Origin of the sequence: Acinetobacter sp. 826659 (assembly GCF_000588515.1) — a bacterium.
GTDB lineage: Bacteria > Pseudomonadota > Gammaproteobacteria > Pseudomonadales > Moraxellaceae > Acinetobacter > Acinetobacter pittii.
On the sequence record NZ_JFYD01000003.1, the window covers coordinates 48,366 to 68,253 of the forward strand.

At 39.9% G+C, this 19,888-nt stretch carries 17 protein-coding genes; 5 read left to right on the forward strand and 12 right to left on the reverse strand.

Annotated features, from left to right (window positions below; genetic code table 11):
* The 7 genes from J663_RS07220 to dxs all read right to left on the reverse strand — a co-directional run bounded on the left by J663_RS07220 (position 1) and on the right by dxs (position 7,805).
* Complete coding sequence (locus J663_RS07220) at positions 1–681, reverse strand: outer membrane lipid asymmetry maintenance protein MlaD (protein WP_005067241.1); 681 nt, start codon at positions 679–681, stop codon at positions 1–3.
* Positions 681–1,457 carry a lipid asymmetry maintenance ABC transporter permease subunit MlaE gene (mlaE, locus tag J663_RS07225; protein ID WP_002117010.1) on the reverse strand — a complete coding sequence of 259 codons (777 nt, stop codon included), beginning with the start codon at positions 1,455–1,457 and terminating at the stop codon, positions 681–683. The genes J663_RS07220 and mlaE overlap by 1 nt, the downstream gene beginning before the upstream one ends.
* The gene (locus tag J663_RS07230) at positions 1,454–2,272 is read right to left on the reverse strand and encodes an ABC transporter ATP-binding protein (protein WP_002116999.1); all 819 of its coding nucleotides are present in this window, start codon (positions 2,270–2,272) and stop codon (positions 1,454–1,456) included. Before J663_RS07230 ends, mlaE begins: the two co-directional genes overlap by 4 nt.
* A gap of 90 nt (positions 2,273–2,362) precedes the next feature.
* Positions 2,363–2,572, reverse strand: coding sequence for a hypothetical protein (locus tag J663_RS07235; RefSeq protein ID WP_005067237.1), 210 nt, complete (start codon positions 2,570–2,572; stop codon positions 2,363–2,365).
* A gap of 106 nt (positions 2,573–2,678) precedes the next feature.
* Positions 2,679–4,541, reverse strand: a complete 1,863-nt coding sequence (locus J663_RS07240) for a DEAD/DEAH box helicase (RefSeq protein WP_033848814.1) — start codon at positions 4,539–4,541, stop codon at positions 2,679–2,681.
* A 407-nt stretch (positions 4,542–4,948) separates the two neighbouring features.
* Positions 4,949–5,779, reverse strand: coding sequence for an inositol monophosphatase family protein (locus J663_RS07245; protein WP_032054646.1), 831 nt, complete (start codon positions 5,777–5,779; stop codon positions 4,949–4,951).
* Between the two features lie 121 nt (positions 5,780–5,900).
* Positions 5,901–7,805, reverse strand: coding sequence for a 1-deoxy-D-xylulose-5-phosphate synthase (gene dxs, locus J663_RS07250; RefSeq protein WP_033848816.1), 1,905 nt, complete (start codon positions 7,803–7,805; stop codon positions 5,901–5,903).
* Positions 7,806–8,108: 303 nt separating this feature from the next.
* Here dxs and ribA point away from each other — a divergent pair, with 303 nt between their 5' ends.
* The 3 genes from ribA to aroE all read left to right on the forward strand — a co-directional run bounded on the left by ribA (position 8,109) and on the right by aroE (position 10,758).
* A complete protein-coding gene (gene ribA, locus J663_RS07255; RefSeq protein ID WP_033848817.1) occupies positions 8,109–8,711 on the forward strand; it encodes a GTP cyclohydrolase II in 603 nt (200 codons plus the stop codon).
* 128 nt (positions 8,712–8,839) lie between these two features.
* Positions 8,840–9,790: an oxygen-dependent coproporphyrinogen oxidase gene (gene hemF / locus J663_RS07260; protein WP_005067232.1), complete on the forward strand. Its 951-nt coding sequence runs from the start codon at positions 8,840–8,842 to the stop codon at positions 9,788–9,790.
* Positions 9,791–9,969: 179 nt separating this feature from the next.
* A complete protein-coding gene (gene aroE / locus J663_RS07265; protein WP_033848818.1) occupies positions 9,970–10,758 on the forward strand; it encodes a shikimate dehydrogenase in 789 nt (262 codons plus the stop codon).
* Positions 10,759–10,806: 48 nt separating this feature from the next.
* Here the strand turns inward: aroE and J663_RS07270 are convergent, their stop codons facing one another.
* Positions 10,807–13,149, reverse strand: coding sequence for a hypothetical protein (locus tag J663_RS07270; RefSeq protein ID WP_033848820.1), 2,343 nt, complete (start codon positions 13,147–13,149; stop codon positions 10,807–10,809).
* Between the two features lie 257 nt (positions 13,150–13,406).
* Here J663_RS07270 and J663_RS07275 point away from each other — a divergent pair, with 257 nt between their 5' ends.
* Complete coding sequence (locus J663_RS07275) at positions 13,407–15,230, forward strand: acyl-CoA dehydrogenase C-terminal domain-containing protein (protein ID WP_002116803.1); 1,824 nt, start codon at positions 13,407–13,409, stop codon at positions 15,228–15,230.
* A 69-nt stretch (positions 15,231–15,299) separates the two neighbouring features.
* Here J663_RS07275 and J663_RS07280 read toward each other — a convergent pair whose 3' ends face one another.
* A complete protein-coding gene (locus J663_RS07280) occupies positions 15,300–15,947 on the reverse strand; it encodes a hypothetical protein (RefSeq protein WP_081309275.1) in 648 nt (215 codons plus the stop codon).
* 248 nt (positions 15,948–16,195) lie between these two features.
* Here J663_RS07280 and J663_RS07285 point away from each other — a divergent pair, with 248 nt between their 5' ends.
* Entirely contained in the window at positions 16,196–16,450 is a 255-nt protein-coding gene (locus J663_RS07285; RefSeq protein ID WP_002116779.1) for a PspC domain-containing protein, read from the forward strand.
* Between the two features lie 64 nt (positions 16,451–16,514).
* Here the strand turns inward: J663_RS07285 and J663_RS07290 are convergent, their stop codons facing one another.
* The 3 genes from J663_RS07290 to J663_RS07300 all read right to left on the reverse strand — a co-directional run bounded on the left by J663_RS07290 (position 16,515) and on the right by J663_RS07300 (position 19,810).
* Positions 16,515–17,615: an HPP family protein gene (locus J663_RS07290; protein ID WP_032006472.1), complete on the reverse strand. Its 1,101-nt coding sequence runs from the start codon at positions 17,613–17,615 to the stop codon at positions 16,515–16,517.
* 132 nt (positions 17,616–17,747) lie between these two features.
* Positions 17,748–18,545 (reverse strand): TIGR03915 family putative DNA repair protein, encoded by a 798-nt coding sequence (locus J663_RS07295; protein ID WP_033848823.1) that lies wholly within the window; start codon positions 18,543–18,545, stop codon positions 17,748–17,750.
* A gap of 2 nt (positions 18,546–18,547) precedes the next feature.
* Complete coding sequence (locus J663_RS07300) at positions 18,548–19,810, reverse strand: putative DNA modification/repair radical SAM protein (RefSeq protein WP_033848824.1); 1,263 nt, start codon at positions 19,808–19,810, stop codon at positions 18,548–18,550.
* Positions 19,811–19,888 lie beyond the last annotated feature (78 nt).

A 19,888-nucleotide genomic window follows, 5' to 3' on the forward strand; every position in this document is an offset into this window, starting at 1 on the left:
TTACTCAACAAATGACGGCTGTGCACTGCTGTCGGTACTTGCAGGAGCTTTTTCTTCTGCTGAGGATGAACCAGCGGCAACTTTACCTGCGCCACCACCAGTAATAAATTTACTAATTAAATCTTCTAAATCCATGGTTCCTTGGGTATTTGAAATTGTATCGCCACGTTTAAGATAGTTTAAACCACCACCTGGAACGACTTTCAAATATTTCTCACCCAACAAACCATTGGTTGCAACCATTATATAAGCATCTTCATCAATACTGGTGATGGAGGACATGTTACTGATCAGTTGCTGTTCCATTGCTTTTTGTTGCTCTGGAGAAGCCTGCGTATAGTCAGAACTATAACGTAGTTCATCTAAAGCATTTTTCTGAACTTCTTTTAGCTGCTCAGCATTAAAACTTGTCAATTTTCCATCTAAACCAAAGGTTACCGTAGCCAAACGCGTAACTGGATCAAGGGTAATTGAATCAACACGACCAATTGTGACACCGCTCATCGTTACTTTAGCACGAGGCTTTAAACCATTGACGTTATCAAACTGAGCCTTCATGGTATAACTATCATTTAAGTTGGTACCAACAAGGCCACTAACTTTCATGGCTAAAAAGAACAAGGCAATACCGAAGATAATAACAAAGATACCTACGGCCAGCTCACTACTACGTGATTTCATTAAATCCCTCCGAACATGACCGCAGTCAACACGAAATCAAAACCTAAAACACATAATGAAGAATATACAACTGTTCTCGTCATTGCAGTTGCGATTCCTTCTGGAGTCGGATCACACGCATATCCTTGATATACCGCAATCCATGTACATAACAAAGCAAACACAATACTTTTGATAATGCCATTTACGACATCATGCCCAAATTGCACGTTGTTTTGCATTCCGCTCCAGAATGAGCCTTCATCGACGCCAAGAAAATCGACACCTACCATTTTACCGCCCACAATACCAATCGCAGCAAAAATGACAGTTAGCATCGGTAAACTGACCACTCCCGCCCAAAGACGTGGTGATACGATTTGTTTTAATGGGTCAACCCCGATCATTTCCATGCTGGCAAGTTGTTCGCTTTGCTTCATTGAACCAATTTCTGCTGTTAATGCAGAACCTGCTCGACCAGCAAATAATAAAGCAGCAACCACAGGTGCCAATTCACGCAGCAATGTTAAAGACACCATTGTGCCTAGCATTGATTCACTGCCGACGTTCACTAAAATTGAATATCCTTGTAAACCCAGTACCAAACCAATAAATAGGCCCGACACAGTGATAATTAACAAAGACATCACCCCTACCCGATGCATTTGGTAAATAAATCGTCCAAACCCACCAGATGAAGGAAAAGAAAAAACAATTTGTAAGAGCATTAGTGCCGCAACACCAATCCCTCGAATCCGCTCAATAACGAGTCTACCTAACCAGGCAATCGTATTCATGGACGAACCTCGTTATCTAAATAGGCTTGATGACTAAATTGGTATTCAACTGGTCCTTCTGCCGAACCTGTTAAGAATTGGCGCACAAATGGAGAAGCATATGCCTGTAATTCTTCTGGTGTTCCTTCCCCCTGAATTTTTCCTTCTGCTACAACATAAATGTAGTCAGCAATAGAAAGGGTTTCGGGAACATCATGCGAAACAATAATAGTGGTTAAATCTAAAGCTTCTCGCAATGAACGAATTAAACGTGTCAACACGCCTTTTACAATTGGGTCTTGCCCTGCAAACGGTTCATCGTACATGATTAAATCAGGGTCAAGTGCGATCGCACGTGCTAAGGCAACACGACGGTTCATACCACCTGAGAGTTCTGTAGGCATTAATTGTTCAGAACCACGCAAACCAACTGATTCCAGTTTTAATGCAACCAGTTCAGCAATTAGATTTTCAGGAAGCTTGGTATGTGCTCGAATCGGAAATGCCACATTTTCATAGACCGACATATCCGTAAATAAAGCACCACTCTGAAATAACATTCCCATACGTGCACGGGCTGAAAAAAGTTCCTGACGGGACATTTTTGCAATATCTTTACCGTCGAGCAAAACTTCACCCTGATCAGGAACTAACTGTCCACCAATCAGACGTAATAATGTTGTTTTACCTGTACCAGAAGGTCCCATAATAGCCGTAATCTGGCCACGACGTATATTTAAACTAATATTGTCATAAATGACGCGTTCCCCTCGATTAAAACTCAAATTTTTCACTTCAATAAGTGGTTGAGTCGAGAGAGGAGTTTTATTATTCATAATGGCAATCGTTCCTGCACTTTTATGCACGCATACTATAACACTGAAAATTGGCAAACTTGTTGTTATTTTGACAAAAGCAAAGCTAACTTAATTGGTAGAAATAGAAGAGGTATGTTCGTAAAAAGAGGTTAATTCAGAAATTTGAAACTGCTCAATAGAACTTCCAGTTATAAAAGCATAGGCAAAATAAACCCCATTACACAAAACAAGTGCAATAAAAAGATAAGGCAAGCCATGCTGAACTAATAAGTTCTTCAACTGTGCCATTATTGTTTCTTTTCGTTTACTTTTACTCATTATTTAATAAAAAATTGAACCAATTCACACTTTGTTATTTTATAACAAAACTGGAAAATAAAAAAGGCCAGTATTTCTACTGGCCTTTCTTTAAACGAACTTTTGATTAACGGTCGAATTTACGACGCGGTTTATCATCAAAACTACGACGTGGACGATCTTCACCACCGAAGCTACGTTTTGGACGATCTTCGCCACCAAACGCTGGACGCTCACCACGTGGTTTATCATCAAAGCTACGACGCGGTTTATCGTTAAAACCACCTTCGCGACGTGGACGATCTGAGTTGAACTCACGACGTGGACGATCTTCGCCACCAAATAATGGACGCTCGCCACGAGGTTTATCATCAAAACTACGACGTGGACGATCTTCACCACCGAAACTACGTTTTGGACGATCACCAAAACCATTTTCACGACGTGGTTTGTAATCTACGCGGTTACCACGGTTGTCATCATTTGAGTCAAAACGCGGTTTATCGTTGAACCCACCTTCACGACGTGGACGATCTGAGTTGAACTCACGACGTGGACGATCTTCAAAACCACCTTCACGACGTGGGCGATCTGAATTGAACTCGCGACGTGGACGATCTTCACCACCGAATGGACGTTCACCACGTGGTTTGTCATCAAAGCTACGACGTGGACGGTCATCACGACCACCTTCACGGCGTTTGAAGTTGCTTTCGCCTTCAAAACGACGACCACCGCCAAAACCGCCACCACGACGACCATCACGACCACCGTTGCCGCCACGACCACGACCACCGCCATCACGACCTGAACGAGCAGGAGGTGGAGATGGCTCTAAGCCTTCAATTTCAGAAACACTTAAACGTGCATCTAAATAGTCTTCAAGCGCACGGATTTTACCGCGTTCACGATAAGTCGCTAAAGTAATTGCTTGACCTGTACGACCAGCACGACCTGTACGACCAATACGGTGTACATAGTCTTCATGTTTCATTGGTAAACCGAAGTTAATTACGTGTGAAATTGTCGGTACGTCAAGACCACGTGCAGCAACGTCAGTTGCTACCAAGATTTTTGCACGACCTTCACGAATACTACGTAAACGACGGTTACGAACTGTTTGCGGCATTGCACCGTGAAGTGCAACTACAGAGTGACCTGCTTCTGCAAGTTCTTCAGCCAACATATCTGTATCTTCTTGAGTACTCGCGAATACAACCGCTTGATCAAGAGTTTCATCAGCCAACCAGTGAGTCAGAAGTTTCTTCTTGTGTTCGAAACCATCTGTCCAGTGTAAAGTTTGGGTGATGTCAGTGTTTGTACTGTGACCTGTTTCAATTGCAATACGCTCAGGTTCATTCATCATGCGCTCAGCAAGACGAATAATACGGTCAGCGAAAGTTGCAGAGAACATTAATGTTTGACGACGGTTACCAGCTAAATCGCTAATCGCTTCTAAATCTTCAGAGAAGCCGAGGTCTAACATACGGTCAGCTTCGTCAACGATTAAAGCTTCAACTTTATCTAACTTTAATTGACGACGGTTTACTAAATCTAATAAACGACCAGGAGTCGCAACAATAACTTGCGCGCCTTTAAGTTGTTGGATTTGCTTACCAAAAGGCATACCACCCATGATTGCAGCAATACGAACACCTTTCATGTGACGTACGAAAGCAATCGCATCTTGGCTAACTTGTTGAGCCAATTCACGTGTTGGGCATAAAACTAAAATGTTAGGTTGGGTCACAGCTTTCATACGTTCTTTGAACGGAACAAAAGTTTCTTGACCAGCTAAATTATGTAATGTCGGTAATAAAAATGCCGCAGTTTTACCAGAACCAGTCTGGCTAGATACTAGAAGGTCTTTTCCTTCTAAAGCTGCAGGAATAGATTGTTCTTGCACAGGAGTCGGGGTAGTAAAACCTAAACCTTCAAGCGCTTGTTGTAAGGTTTCATGCAAAGAAAATTCGGCAAAAGTTTTGCTCATAGAGAGTTTCACCCTAGTGGGTGCTCCATTTTTAATAAATACAAAATAGACATCGGCACAAAGCGGCAAAGCAAAGTTAGCTGAAACGTTTTTTTCAGCAGCAATCCGAGTAACGACGATGTGGACTAAACGCACGCTTGATTACGGCCGAACCTGAAGAATCGCTGAGCGATCGGGGCGCAAGAAATGGTCCTCTCTATGGACAGCGTGCGCTTACAATGAATAGAACAGAATGTTCAGGTAATGAACGGAAATTTAAGTGCGTGGGCGGATTATAGCAGAAAGAAATTAAAAGTCATGTGTTTTAATCAACTTTCTTCATATTTATTGAACTCAGTAAAATTTACCCATGGCTTAAAAAAATAAAACCCTCTGATAATAGAGGGTTTTATTAATAAATAATTAAATTATTTTGCGGCTTTACCCCAAGCTGGAACTACAGTTTGCATTAAAGGTTTTAGCATTTTGAGTGAACTTGCAAGCACTTGACCATTTTCAAGAGACTCATTACCACCGCGCGCGTCAACCACTACACCGCCTGCTTCTTTAATAATAAGTTCACCAGCAGCGATATCCCATGGTTTTAAACCAAGCTCAAAGAAACCATCAAAACGGCCAGCAGCAACATATGCTAAATCTAGGGCAGCTGAACCACCACGACGAATTTGTGCGCCTGCTTGAGTCACAGCTAATAATGAAGCAAAGTGTTGTTCTGCATAAGATACAATCTCACCAGCACGTTTAGCACGGTAAGGATGGCCTACTGCCAAGAATGTATTTTCTAAAGTATCTTTTACATTTACACGAATACGGCGTTGATTCATCACCGCACCGCGACCGCGACTTGCAGAGAATAATTCGTCACGTACTGGGTCGTAGATTACGCCGTGCTGAGTAACGCCTTTATGCTGAACTGCAATAGAAATACAGAAATGAGGGAAACCATTAATAAAGTTTTGCGTGCCATCAAGCGGGTCGATTACCCAGCACCAGTCTGCATCGTGGCCTTTGCCCTCTTGCAAACCGAACTCTTCACCTAAGAAGCTATGGTTTTTATAACTTTTACGTAATGTATCAATCGTCAATTGTTCCAAATAACGATCTACACGTGTTACTGGGCCATCAATACCTTTCTCTTCAACTTGCAAATCGAGTTTATGACGATTTTGATGCGCTTTTAAAAGCTCTTGACCAACTGTTTGAGCCGCACGCGCAGCCATAACCACCATAGGTTCCATTGAACACCCACTACAATACAAATTTGAAGATTTTGACAAAGAATAATGCATAAAAGCGCATACATTTTAGCAAATGAATGCGCTTTAGGGGAAAAAATGTTTCAAAAATTTTATTAAAGGCTTAAACCACCTGATTTAGCTTAAGCCAAGCTCGCTCAATTGAGTTTAAAATACCTTTAGCATCTAAGCCACAATCTTGTAGCATTTGACCATGTGATGCTTGCTGCAAGAACAAATCTGGCAGACCTAAATTAATGATAGGTTTAACAATTTGTTCTTGTGCCATGAACTCATTTACCGCACTGCCTGCACCACCCATAATTGCGTGCTCTTCAACAGTGACAAATAAATGTGTGTGTTCAGCCAAATCACGAATAATTTTTTCATCAAGTGGTTTCACAAAACGCATATTTACAACACGCACACCAACATCATGTTTTTGTGCAAACTGCTCAGCAGCTTCTATGGCAACCATAACGCGGCTACCAAACGCTAAAATCGTAATCTGCTCATCACAAGCAGGTTTAATTTCAGCAACGACTTCTGCTTTACCTAATTCAATGGCCGTTAGCTCTTGCTGAATTTCAACGCCTACTCCCGCACCACGTGGATAACGTACTGCTGCTGGCCCATTATAAGCATAAGCGGTATGTAGCATTTGACGGCATTCATTTTCATCTTTTGGTGCCATGATGACCATGTTCGGAACTGTCCGCATATATGCATAGTCATATGCACCAGCATGGGTTGGACCATCTTCACCAACCAAGCCTGCACGATCAATTCCGAAAGTCACATCAAGATTTTGTAATGCGACATCATGAATAAGTTGATCATAACCACGCTGCAAGAATGTTGAATAAATCGCAACAACAGGTTTTAACCCTTCAAAAGCCATGCCTGCTGCAAGTGTTACTGCATGCTGTTCAGCAATTGCAACATCGAAGAAGCGCTTTGGAAATTCTTTAGCAAACTTAACCATGCCCGAGCCTTCACACATAGCTGGGGTAATTGCTAATAAACGTTCATCCTGTGCAGCTTCGTCACACAACCATTGACCAAATACATCAGAATATTTTGGTGGCGTTTTACCTGCTGAAGTTGCATTAATTTTGCCAATTGCATGATAGGTAATAGGGTCTGCTTCTGCCGGAGTAAAGCCTTTACCCTTTTTAGTATAGACGTGGACTAAGCGTGGACCTTTACGTTTTTTCAAAGCATTAAATACTTGAACGAGTTGATTTACGTCATGTCCATCGAAAGGACCGAAGTAATCAAAACCAATCGCTTTAAATAAATTATCAGCCGCATCTGTTGCCGATTGATGTAAACGAGAGTTGTACGTCCATTTCGGATGTGGCTGTACATACGCCTCGCCATGTTCATCGACATTAACTAAATGGCCTTTTTCCCAAATTGCAGCTAAATGCTTAGCAAAACCACCTGTACTGCAAGAAATCGACATGTCATTGTCATTAAGTACAACAATTAAATCGGCATCGTGTGCCACAGCATCGTTCATGGCTTCAAATGCCATACCTGCTGTCATTGCGCCATCACCCACAATACAAACGACTTCACATGGGTCATTTTGATAGCGACGTGCTAAAGACATTCCCAAACCTGCCGAAATTGCAGTTGATGAATGCCCTACACCAAAAGTATCAAAAACTGATTCTTCTCTAGCGGGAAATGCTGCCAAACCGTTTTTAGCACGGATTGTTGTCATTTGCTCACGGCGACCAGTCAAGACTTTGTGTGGATACGCCTGATGTCCTACATCCCAAACTAATCGGTCATTTGGAGTATTAAAGCAATAATGCAGCGCAACCGTCAGCTCAACCACGCCGAGGTTAGCACCGAAATGGCCACCACTCTGGCCTGCTGCATATAAAATATATTGACGCAACTCATCAGCCACTTGAACCAATTGGCTATGCTCGAGCTGACGTAATTGTTGAGGATGATCAATTGCATCTAACAATGGCGTAACAGGGCGTTGAGTTGGAATTTCGGTATACAACATATGTGGCAAAGCCTTTATAAGCCTGGCAAATCCTAAGCTGGGTCAAAATGGGTCGATCATACAATCGAATGAAGTCACCTTCAATCAGCCACATTTGCGAACGAGGTCATGCAAAGCAGTCTCTCATACAGTATGGGTATGGTTGGCAGATTATCCTGAATAATCTGACTATTTATCAACTATTATCGTCTTCTTTATACAAAAAAGAAAACCTTAGTGCTCAAAATGATTATGACAATTCGACCAATCTCCCAGCATTACGCTATACTTTAAACCGTTTTCGGTTAAAAGATGAGTTAATCTGTGCCTATAGAGTTCATTGCAACATCAAAACTCCCGACCGCTTTTGGTGAATTCAATATTTCTGTGTTTCAAGATCCAGTATCAGGTGAAGAACATGTGGCACTTTCTAAAGGGTTAGAAAATCCACCCACAGGCCCTGTTTTAGTACGTGTTCATTCAGAATGCTTAACAGGTGATGCTTTTGCGTCATTAAAATGTGACTGCGGCCCTCAATTACAGGCAACTCAAAAGCTCATTAACGAAGCAGGTCAAGGCGTTATTTTATATTTACGTCAAGAAGGACGTGGTATTGGGCTTACAAATAAAATTCGTGCGTATGCCTTACAAGATCAAGGTCATGACACGGTAGATGCAAATTTACTTTTAAATTTGCCAGCTGATGCGCGCCGTTATGACATGTGTAGCATTATGCTTGATCATTTAAAAGTAAAAGAAGTTAAGTTAATTACTAACAATCCTTTGAAAATTCAGGCACTCAAGGATCAAGGTATTAATGTGGTTGGTCGTGTTCCGTTAACGGTTGGACGTAATCCTTTTAATGAACAATATTTAAAAACTAAACGTGACCGCATGGATCACCTTTATCAAAAAGATGATTTCTAAAACAAAATTATAAATTTAAAAATAATTGGAAGGGATTTTTAAGACATTTCTTAAAAATCCCTTACTTTTTTTATGGTTTTGTGTTTTGATGTATCTATCTCCTATCTCAATCATCTTTGAGGGTCACTATGCAACATCCGACTTCAACAGATATACAACGTGTCCGCGAATTCCTCCTCGATTTACAAGCTCGTATTTGTGCTGGTTTAGAACAACAAGAAAAAGCTGGTGGTGGTACGGGTGAATTCATTATTGATGATTGGGAACGTCCAGAAGGTGGTGGCGGTCGTTCACGAGTTTTACAAAATGGCACCGTGATTGAAAAAGGTGGTGTGATGTTTTCTCACATCAATATTAGTAAACTGCCCGCTTCTGCTACAGAAAGACATCCTCAAATTGCTGGTGCTAAAGCACAAGCGCTTGGTGTGTCATTAGTCATTCACCCCAAAAACCCAAACATTCCAACCTCCCATGCCAATGTACGTTTATTCGTTGCAGAGCCTGAAGGACAAGATCCAATTTGGTGGTTTGGCGGTGGTTTTGACTTAACACCGTTCTATCCAGATGAACAGGATGTTATCGATTGGCATCAAGCCGCACATGACCTATGCCAGCCTTTTGGTGACAATGTCTACGCTGAACATAAAAAATGGTGTGATGACTATTTCTATCTAAAACATCGAGATGAACAGCGTGGTGTCGGTGGTTTATTCTTTGATGATTTAAATTGCTGGGATTTCGAAACCTGCTTTAAATATATCCAAGCTGTAGGCAATGGTTATTTAAATGCCATTTTGCCAATTTTTGAAAAACATCGTGAACAGCCTTATACCGAAGCTCAACGAGAGTTCCAGCTTTACCGTCGTGGTCGTTATGTCGAATATAATTTAGTCTATGACCGCGGAACATTGTTTGGCTTACAAACAGGTGGACGTATTGAGTCTATTTTAGTCAGCCTGCCTAATCTTGCAGCTTGGTCATATCGTCCAGAATGGGATGAAGACTCACCAGAGAAACGTTTAACCGACTATTACTTAAAACCACGTGATTGGTTAAACCTAAAAGAAAAAGTTGCTTAATTTTTTGCTTTTCGGAGATTCTTTGGCTTCCACCCTAAAGAATCTCCTTTTTTATTTCCAATTTTCTGAATCTCATTCAAATATTTTTTCTTATTAAAATTTGGCTTATAGTGAGGCCTGCTGAAAATTCAGTACAGACTTTATCTGCCTCATGCCATTTTAAAATTTTGGATATAAGAATGACCAAACAGTTTGCAGTAATTGGCAACCCCATCGAACAATCACGCTCTCCTGAATTGCATCATGCTTTCGCTCAAAAAACAGATGTTGACCTAGACTACCAAAAACGTCTCGCACCTCTTGATGGTTTTGAGCCGAGTATGCGTAGTTTCTTTGAAAATGGCGGGAGTGGCATGAACGTTACCGTGCCGTTTAAAGAACAGGCGTTTGCTTTGTGTGATGTGCTGACTGAACGTGCTCAAATTGCCAAAGCTGTAAATACACTTTGGATGAAAGATGGCAAATTACATGGTGACAATACAGATGGCCAAGGCTTAGTTGCCGCAATTCAAGCTTTAGATTGGAACCTAGAAAATACAACAATTTTAATTTTAGGCGCTGGTGGTGCAACTCGCGGCGTTATTTACCCGCTTGTGCAGGCTGGGGCTAAAAAGATTGTGATTGCAAACCGGACTCTTGCTCGTGCTGAACAACTTGTAGATGACTTAAAAGCAGCAGTTCCTCAAGCTCAATTACAAGCAATTTCTCTAAATGAGCTAGAAGGGAAATTTGATATTGTAATTAATGCAACTTCTGCAAGCTTGTCTGGTGATGCATTACAACTACCAGAAAGTCTAGAGTTCAAATATGCCTATGAGATGGCCTATGGCAAGCCATCTAGCTTTCTTGATCAAGCGAAACAACGCAATGTGCCTTATGCAGAAGGTTTTGGCATGCTCGTTGGTCAAGCGATTGAAGCCTTTTATATCTGGAATGGCGTAAAGCCAGAATTAAAAGATTTTCTATAAGTCAAAAAAAGAACCTACACGGGGTAGGTTCTTTTTTTATCTCAGCTATTATTTTTTAGCTGCAACCATCTGCTTATAAACATCTCGGAAAATCTCATAATCAATAAATTCATTATGTTCAGGTTTTAAATTCTGAATTGTTTTTTCCGTAAGTTGCTGTTTGCGAGCAGCGACATAAACTTTACCTAAAATATCAGCTGTTTCTGACAACAAATGTTTTTCTTCATCAGAACTACCATTTTGTTTTTCAAACTCTAATTGATACTGTTTTGAGAAAAGCTGTTCAGGTTGCTTATATTGTTTCTGTAGTTTTTGCCATGCTTCACGCCCAGCTTCACCTTGTATTGTTGTGATCACAATATGGTCCACAGCTCGGCCTAAGTCATTATCAAATTGGTCTTCTTGCTCAAGATGATGCTTTTTCTGCAACGCCTCAATACGTTCTAAAGCTTTACCTTGTGGGTTATAGGTTTCCTCTTCAGAGAACCAGTAAGCATAAACCTCGGCAATTTCTTGCAACTGTTGAACTGAATAATAATTAATATATGACGGTTTTTCGGCAGTTAATTTTGCAATAAACACAGCCTTATAAGTTTTGTCATAAGCATGTGTTGCATCATAAGTTTGGTTAGCCAACAGCGCCAGACTCGAATCTAAATCTTGTACATCGCTATGTGCACCAACTGGATGCTCAGAAACATCACCCTGTCCAAGTTTTTCACTAAATCCTTTTACGAAGTTTTCAAATAAAGAACCTTTGCTTGCCTCTGCAACTGATTTAGCCTGTTTAAGCTGCTGCTGATTAATTGGGGTCGCTTTACCATAATTGAGAATTTGCATGTCTGCTTTAATATTAAAGCGATGGTTAAATTCAGCTGGTGTATACGCAATATCATAATCCGCGTTGACTAAACGGCCCTTTTCATCCAGTCCGACATCAATCGCAACCGGATTTCTTTGTTTTGGTAAAGCTTGTTCAATTTCTGCCTTATGCTTGTTCCATAGAGCTTTGAATGCTTCATCATCAACAAACTGGTTTTGATCATAAGCAGCAAAAGTTTGTTTCAACGCAGCTTGACGAGCTTTAATCTGAGTTTTTTCGGTATTTCCAGCGCTCTGATCAAGCACATCAATACCGTAAATTTGACAGTAATTAATATCACCTAAGGCAACGGAACTTTTTTGAGACTGTAATTCGACACACTGATCTTCTGTAAGTGAAGCCACTTCTTCATCTTGTGTGACTTCTTCAGCATCTGCTACAGCAACATCTCCGGCTTGGGCCGTATCAGAAGCATCCTCTTCGGCTGCACCAGCTTGAACTGCACTTGATTGGTCTTCATCACCATATTCTGAATCTAGAGCATTACCGAAATGAGCATTAATCAGTGAGTAAAGTTGTTGGCTAACTGCGGCTGCATCTTCAGAAGAAACTTTTTGCCCATCAGCATTACCTTCTTTACTCTTCGCTTCTGAAGCAGCTAATTCAGTTGCTATAGTTTCGGCAATCTTTTCTTCATCAAAACCGAAAACATTTTTTTGCAGATATTTAGCATTGACCTGACTATAGAGCTCCGATTGTAGCAATAACGCTTCAACCGTATCTTTTAAACGAATTTTTTCTACAATTCCCGCTTTACGCTCAGCGTCACTAACTGATAAACGCTGTAAATTTTGTGGTTCAGCCAAACGATAAGATACAGCGCCAGAAGCTTTCGCATATTCAACGAATTTCTTCATATCGACATTCGTAAACAGATTTTTATACTTTGAAAAATCGACATACGCTAAATTATTTTGATTATCTTTATTGACCAGATAAGGCATTAACCCGAAATAATTAACGTAAAATTTATAATCCTTCAGATCAAGTACCATTGGCAATTTTGCCTGTACCAAAAGTGTCGGTTTTTCATACCTTGCTGTAAGGTTTAAAGACCCCATTTTTTGACGATAATGAACCGAACCATCGTAACTAAATTGAAGATCATTTAATAAATTAATTAATACGGCGTTTACTTTTTCTGAGCGTGATTCACCAGAAATGCCCGAGTCCGCTTGCTCATTTGCAATTGCGGCATACAGCGCCTGCTTCTGTTTTTTATTCAAATTAATTTTTTGTTCACGTAAATATTGATCTACTTTTTTTTGCACTGCAGCATCTAGCTGCACTGTTTTTTCTACATTATTTATTTTTTTTGACTGATTTGGATCAACACTAACTTTAAAATGCCCACGATAGTCATAGCTTGGGTATTCATATATTGCATTCATACCCTGAATGACTTTTTGATCTAACTGAGTAGATGCTACCGATGGACGTAGGTTATGCTGCGCACAAGCGGTCAAACCCAAACTAAATAAACATAAACTGAGATATTTTAAATGCATAACCTTTTTTAAAACCTTATCGCTTCATCTTTTTAACAAAACTTGCTAAAAATAAGAAAATTAGTTGTTTTTTCACATAAAAGTATAAGTCCTGAATGTAGCAGAAATTATAATTTCAGGTGTATTTATTTTCGACAAAATTCGCTTTTCTGACATTTCTTTCGGGTGCGATTAACATTGTATTTTTATCATGTGAGTGAATAATCAAATCATCGATACAGATAATCCCACAATGATTCAAAATTAGGATTAAAGCCATGCCAGCATATAAAGCCCCGCTACACGATATCCGCTTCTTAATGAATGAAGTACTAGATTACCCTGCTCACTATAAAACTTTATCAAATGGTGAAAATGCAGATCCAGATACTGTTGATATGATTCTTGAAGGTGCGGCAGATTATTGTGAAAACGTATTGTCGCCACTTAACCAATCTGGTGATGAAGAAGGTTGCCATTTTGACAACGGCGAAGTAACTACTCCTAAAGGCTTTAAAGAAGCTTATGACCAATTCGTAATGGGCGGTTGGCAAGGTCTTTCTTACCCAGAAGAATTTGGTGGTCAAGGCCTTCCAATGTCTTTAAACCTGATTAAATCAGAGATGATGGGTACTGCAAACTGGTCATTTACCATGTACCCAGGTTTAAGTTCTGGTTGTATGAACACTATTTTGCAATTCGGTACTGATGAGCAAAAACAAACATACATGCCTAAGCTTGTTGAAGGCACTTGGAGCGGCACAATGTGCTTAACCGAACCTCAATGTGGTACAGACTTAGGGCAGGTAAAAACTAAAGCTGAACCTCAAGCAGACGGTAGTTACAAAATCACCGGTACAAAAATCTTCATTTCTGCTGGTGAACATGATTTAACTGAAAACATCATTCACATCGTACTTGCACGCCTTCCGGATGCACCTGCTGGTACGCGCGGTATCTCATTATTCATCGTACCAAAATTCATGCCTACAGCTGATGGCGGTGTTGGTGAGCGTAATACAGTCGCTTGTGGTTCAATCGAACACAAAATGGGGATCCGCGCATCTGCAACTGCGGTACTCAACTTTGATAATGCAACTGGTTATTTAATCGGTGAAGTGAACAAAGGCCTACATGCAATGTTTACCTTCATGAATACAGCACGTATTGGTACTGCTGTTCAAGGTATTGCACACGCTGAGTTATCTTTCCAAGGTGCATTACCATATGCCAAAGATCGTATGTCAATGCGTGCGCTTTCTGGTAAAAAAGATCCGGATAAAGTTGCTGATGCAATCATTCACCATGCAGACGTACGCCGTATGTTGTTAACTCAAAAAGCAATCGCTGAAGGCGGTCGTTCTATGATTTACTACGCTGCTCAAATCGCTGACAAAATGACAGATGCTTTAGCACGTGGTGATCAAGCTGCTTTTGAAGACTACGATGATAAACTTGGTTTCTATACACCAATTTTAAAAGGTTTCTTAACTGAACTTGGTTTAGAAGCTGCTAACCACGGTATGCAAGTTTACGGTGGCCATGGCTACATTAAAGAATGGGGTATGGAGCAAATTGCACGTGATGCACGTATTGCGACTTTGTATGAAGGAACAACTGGTGTTCAAGCACTCGACTTAATTGGTCGTAAAGTGTTGTTAAGTTCAAAAGGTAAAGTAGTTCGTGAATACACTGCTGAAATCTTAAAATTCTGTGCTGCACATGCACGTAATAAATATTTACGTCGTTTTGCTTGGGACTTAACTAAGCTTTGTGCTCAGTGGAACACTTTAACAGTTCGTATCATGCTTGCTGCACGTAAAGACCGCGACATCGTATCTTCTGCTTCTGTAGATTTCTTGATGTTCTCAGGCTACGTGATGATGGCTTATTTCTGGGCTCAACAAGCTGTGGTTGCTTCTGAAAAATTAGAAGCAGGTAACGGCCAAGAAACTGCTGAATTCTATAAAGCAAAAATCAAAGTTGCTGATTTCTACTTTGATCGTTTATTGCCACGCGCTCAAGGTCATGCAGAATCAATGGTGACCACATCTCGCACACTAACATCATTACCAGTTGAACACTTTAGCTTCGACTACTAATGATTTTTAAATCATAAAATAAAAAGAGCGCAATTTAATATTGCGCTCTTTTTTATATTTATCGGATATCTATTCTTTAGTTAAAACATAAGCCTGATTTGGAACAAAATAGTTTTGCTCTAAAAATTCACGATTTTTTCCATAGTCGCTATAAAGTAATTTTTCTAAATTTGTGACCAATCTTTTATTTGAATCAATATTAAAATAAAAATTAACTTTAGATAATGGACATTGAATCGTTAACTCACGCTCTTTTTCATCCACTTTCCAATTTAGAGTAGGACATAATTGATTTACAGCGGCACTTTTAGCACCGTCCTTACTTCCCACACGACCAAAATGAACAACATTCCAATAAGCCGACCCATTTGGTAATAAATTTAAAATGTACTCTGCTTCGCCTGATTCACAATCAGCAAAAGCATCCTCGCATGAAATACGAGTATGATATCGCCCTACATATTGCAATGAGGCTGCGTTTAATTTTTGGGTTTGATCTGAGGTATCTTCAGGTAAGAAAGTTCGTCCAGCGACATAATCCAATGTTTTTATAGACGTACTACTTTTTATTAAATTTTCTTCATGATTAGAACTAGAACTTGTATTTGAATGATCTTTTGAATTGGTATGATTTATATCGCAAGCACTCAGTGTCATGCACATCGCAGCCACTACAACCACATGCTTAACTGAAAAACGAGACCACTTCAAAGACATATACATTATTCACAGATAACAGCAACAGCTCTATTTACACTTCAAATCAAGTATTAGCTGATTGCCGCTTTAAACTCTTAAGCCCTGAAAGGGTGCATTTTAGTAGATGTTGGTTTCGTTCCTTTCAATCCTTTACATATTTTAACTATTTTACTTTTTAAAGGACTTTAAACCCGTTATTTCGTCTCCATATTTTTATTAAGCAAGAGCAATAGCTTCTTGTAACTTTTATCTTTAAGGAGAATTAGATGGCCAGTTCTGGTTTATATCGCTCGAACCGACACAGCATGATCGCCGGTGTAATGGGTGGTATTGCTGAACGTTTTGGTTGGAACGTAACTTTACTACGTGTCATTTTTGTTTTGATCTCAATTATGAGTGCTGCCTTTCCAGGAATTTTAGTTTATCTGGTTTTATGGTTAGTGATTCCGAAAAAACAGCCAGAACATATTGAAGGCTATCGACAATCCGTCCGAACAGTAAATGAAGAACAAGTACGTTAATTCATAACTTTGGTCGCTACGGTTGCATCCCCTAATCAACCGTAGCTTTTTTTTATTCTAAAAATTATAGCTTTCGATTTAACTGTTGCTGTAATGCAGCAATCATATCTGCACGGCTGATCATTCCTACGAGCTTACGCTCTTCAACCACAGGAATGTAGTTAAACGACTTTTCAACAAAGTATGGCACCAAATCTTGAATAGGTTGAGTTGGCAGTACGGTAACCACTCGACGGCTCATAATTTGTTTTACGTAATGCTGCCAAGAATTCCTTGGGTCGGCTGCACCTTTAAACCACTCTACGACTTCATATAACGCTAAAGTTCCGACCAAATGGTTTTCTGCATTTACTACAGGTAGGCTCATTAAGTTCACTTGTTTAAACTTATCGAGTGCCTGATGAATATCATCATCTTCATGTAGTTTAATCACATCACGGCTCATAATATCCTGACAGATATATTGATTTACCATACGCTCATTGGCATGTTCCTGAGCTTCTAAAATGATTTTTTCTAAGTCGTATTGGCTAATATCTAAAAGTTCAGTGTGATGGCCTAATGCATACTCAATATCTTTCGGCTGAATTGATACTTTTTGAGTTGGCGTTGGGTCTTTACTACGTTCATTTACATGCGCGGTAACCGGATAATGTCGCCCAATCAATCGATTGAAGAAAACAGCAAACCCAAGTAGAAGTAACGAATTGAGTAAAACTGGATAAAAAATAAAGTAAAAGCCCAACTTATGAATTGCTGACCCACCCAGCACGGCTGTAATCGCAACCGCTCCACTCGGCGGGTGCAAAGAGTCGGTGGTCATCATTAAAAATATAGCAAAACCCACAGCCACACTAAAAGCCGTGGTTAAATCCGGAATCCACTGTGCACAGGCAACGCCAATTATGCCGGCTAAGGTATTACCAACAATTACATTCCATGGTTGAGCTAAGGGACTAGTCGGCACAGCAAAAAGAAGAACAGATGAGGCACCCATTGGGGCGATATACCATGCATTAATTCCACCGAGAACATACCAGCTAATTAAGGAGGAAATTGCTAAACCACACAACGCTCCAATACCGCAAAGTAACCGTTCTTTTAAGGGTAAAACTTTAAAATTTGGCTTTAAAATCTGTAACCATTCTCGCTGTATAACACTCACAGTACACCTTTGGGGATATGCCGTTATTTATAACGGGCAAAAGTATACGCCCAAAGCCACTTAAAGTGCATTTAAATTATACCTTTTAACTATCAGAAAACTTATTAAACCTATTCTTACTATTCTAATACTTTAATATTCCATCAATTTTTCATTTAAATAACGCCAATAACGCTTCGGCAAATATTGCACATGAAGTTTTATATTTTGCCGTTCAGTAATATTTACGCTGTTAAAATAATCTTTCCAAAGCTGGTCATATAAAACTTCCTGCTCATCAAGCTCAAGCTGAAAGCTTTGACTCATTCCATTTTTTAAATTGCGGTCAACTTCAGAAGCCTCGAGTGAAACTTCATGTATTTCTCGTAAATCATAATACAGTCCGAACTTGCGTTGCTCGTCATAAATAAGCCAACGCTGATCTTGATAGCGCCGTTTAAAATGCGGCTGAATAAGCGGTAAAACATTAAAATCAGGACGTACTAAACTCAAAAAAAGCTCATCTTTGGTTTTCTTAAACCGAATAAAAGCCTCCATCCGATGCTTCTCTCGCCCGACCTTTTTCGTCCACTTTGCAATCGCTAAGACACTAGGATTTGAATAATCTTTTTCTATGGAAACATGACTAGTAAACACATAGATACAGTAATTAAATAAATGCTGATAAGCGTCTAACGATTCAGATAAATAAGCAAAATAGAATTGTTTTAATGAAGAAGATGAAAGCTTTTTTTGTAGCGCGGACCAAACACGTTCTGCATGTTGCTCGTTATTTGAAACCTCAATTTTATCGGCAAATAAGCCATGTTGAGCCGTATCATTCAAGCAGAGTCTGACCTGTAATTCTTTAAATTGAAATGCACGAAAAACACAGCTCAGCAGCCCAACCATCGAACCATCAAAATAGTAAGCTACTTCATCATTAAACATAACTAAAACCCAAGGCTTAATTGTGGCGAGAGTTGCTGCACATATTTCGAAGATCCCTGCGTTAAAATCTGCTGCCGAATAAAACTTGAGGATAATTCTTTTTGGAATTTAGGACTGTCTTCACAGCGAATAAAGAATTTTGCACGCTGATAGGCTACACCGAGTTTTTTAAGTAAATCGATATGGATTTTTCCAAAACGACGAGCCTGCACAATTTTCTTGGCCGATTTCACGCCAATGCCCGGTACACGCAAAATCATTTGATAGTCGGCACGATTTAAATCTACTGGAAACTGTTCAGGATGCCTTAAAGCCCAGCTTAATTTCGGGTCTACATCAAGGTCTAAGTTTGGGTGTTTTTCATTGACGATTTCATTAACCTGAAAACCATAAAAGCGCATGAGCCAATCGCTTTGATAGAGTCGGTTTTCCCGTAGTAGTGGCGGTGCAGAACCCACTGCTGGTAAATAATTATTTTCAGTATTAATTGGAATATAACCAGAAAAATAGACGCGTTTGAGTTTAAATTCTTTGTAGTGCTTGTCTGCCATAAACAAAACATCTTGATCCGACTCTTGATGTGCACCCACTACCATTTGAGTGGTCTGCCCTGCTGGCACATACTTTGGGACATGCTTAATGATTTGTCGCTCATCTTTAAGCTGAATCAGCCTGTCACGGACCAAACCTAAATCTTTTTGCACTTCCTGATGTGATTTTTCTGGTGCAAAAGTTTTTAGCCCAACCTCGGTCGGCATCTCTAAATTAATACTCATCCGGTCAGCATATAAACCTGCTTCATGAATCAGTTCAGGCGATGCTCCCGGAATCGTTTTTAGATGAATATAACCATTAAAGTTTTCTTCAAGGCGCAATTTCTTTACGACTTGAAGCATACGCTCCATGGTGTGATCAGCCGATTTAAAAATGCCTGAGCTTAAAAATAAGCCTTCAATATAATTACGACGATAAAAATTAATGGTTAAATCTACAACCTCTTGCACCGTAAATGCTGCACGCTGGACATCATTAGAACGACGTGAAACGCAATAGGCGCAATCAAAAATACATACATTACTAAATAGAATTTTTAAGAGAGATACACAGCGGCCATCTTCAGTATAGCTATGGCAAATTCCTGAATGGCTGGCATCTCCCAAACCTTTATCTTTATTTTTACGGTCACTGCCACTTGATGAACAAGACACATCATATTTAGCAGCATCAGCAAGAATCTGTAGTTTTTCTCGAATGCGATCAGACATATCAAACGACTCATTTATGGCATCGTTTAAAAAATATCATTTTGCATTCTTAAATTTAATCCAGCAGAGTACGCTCGG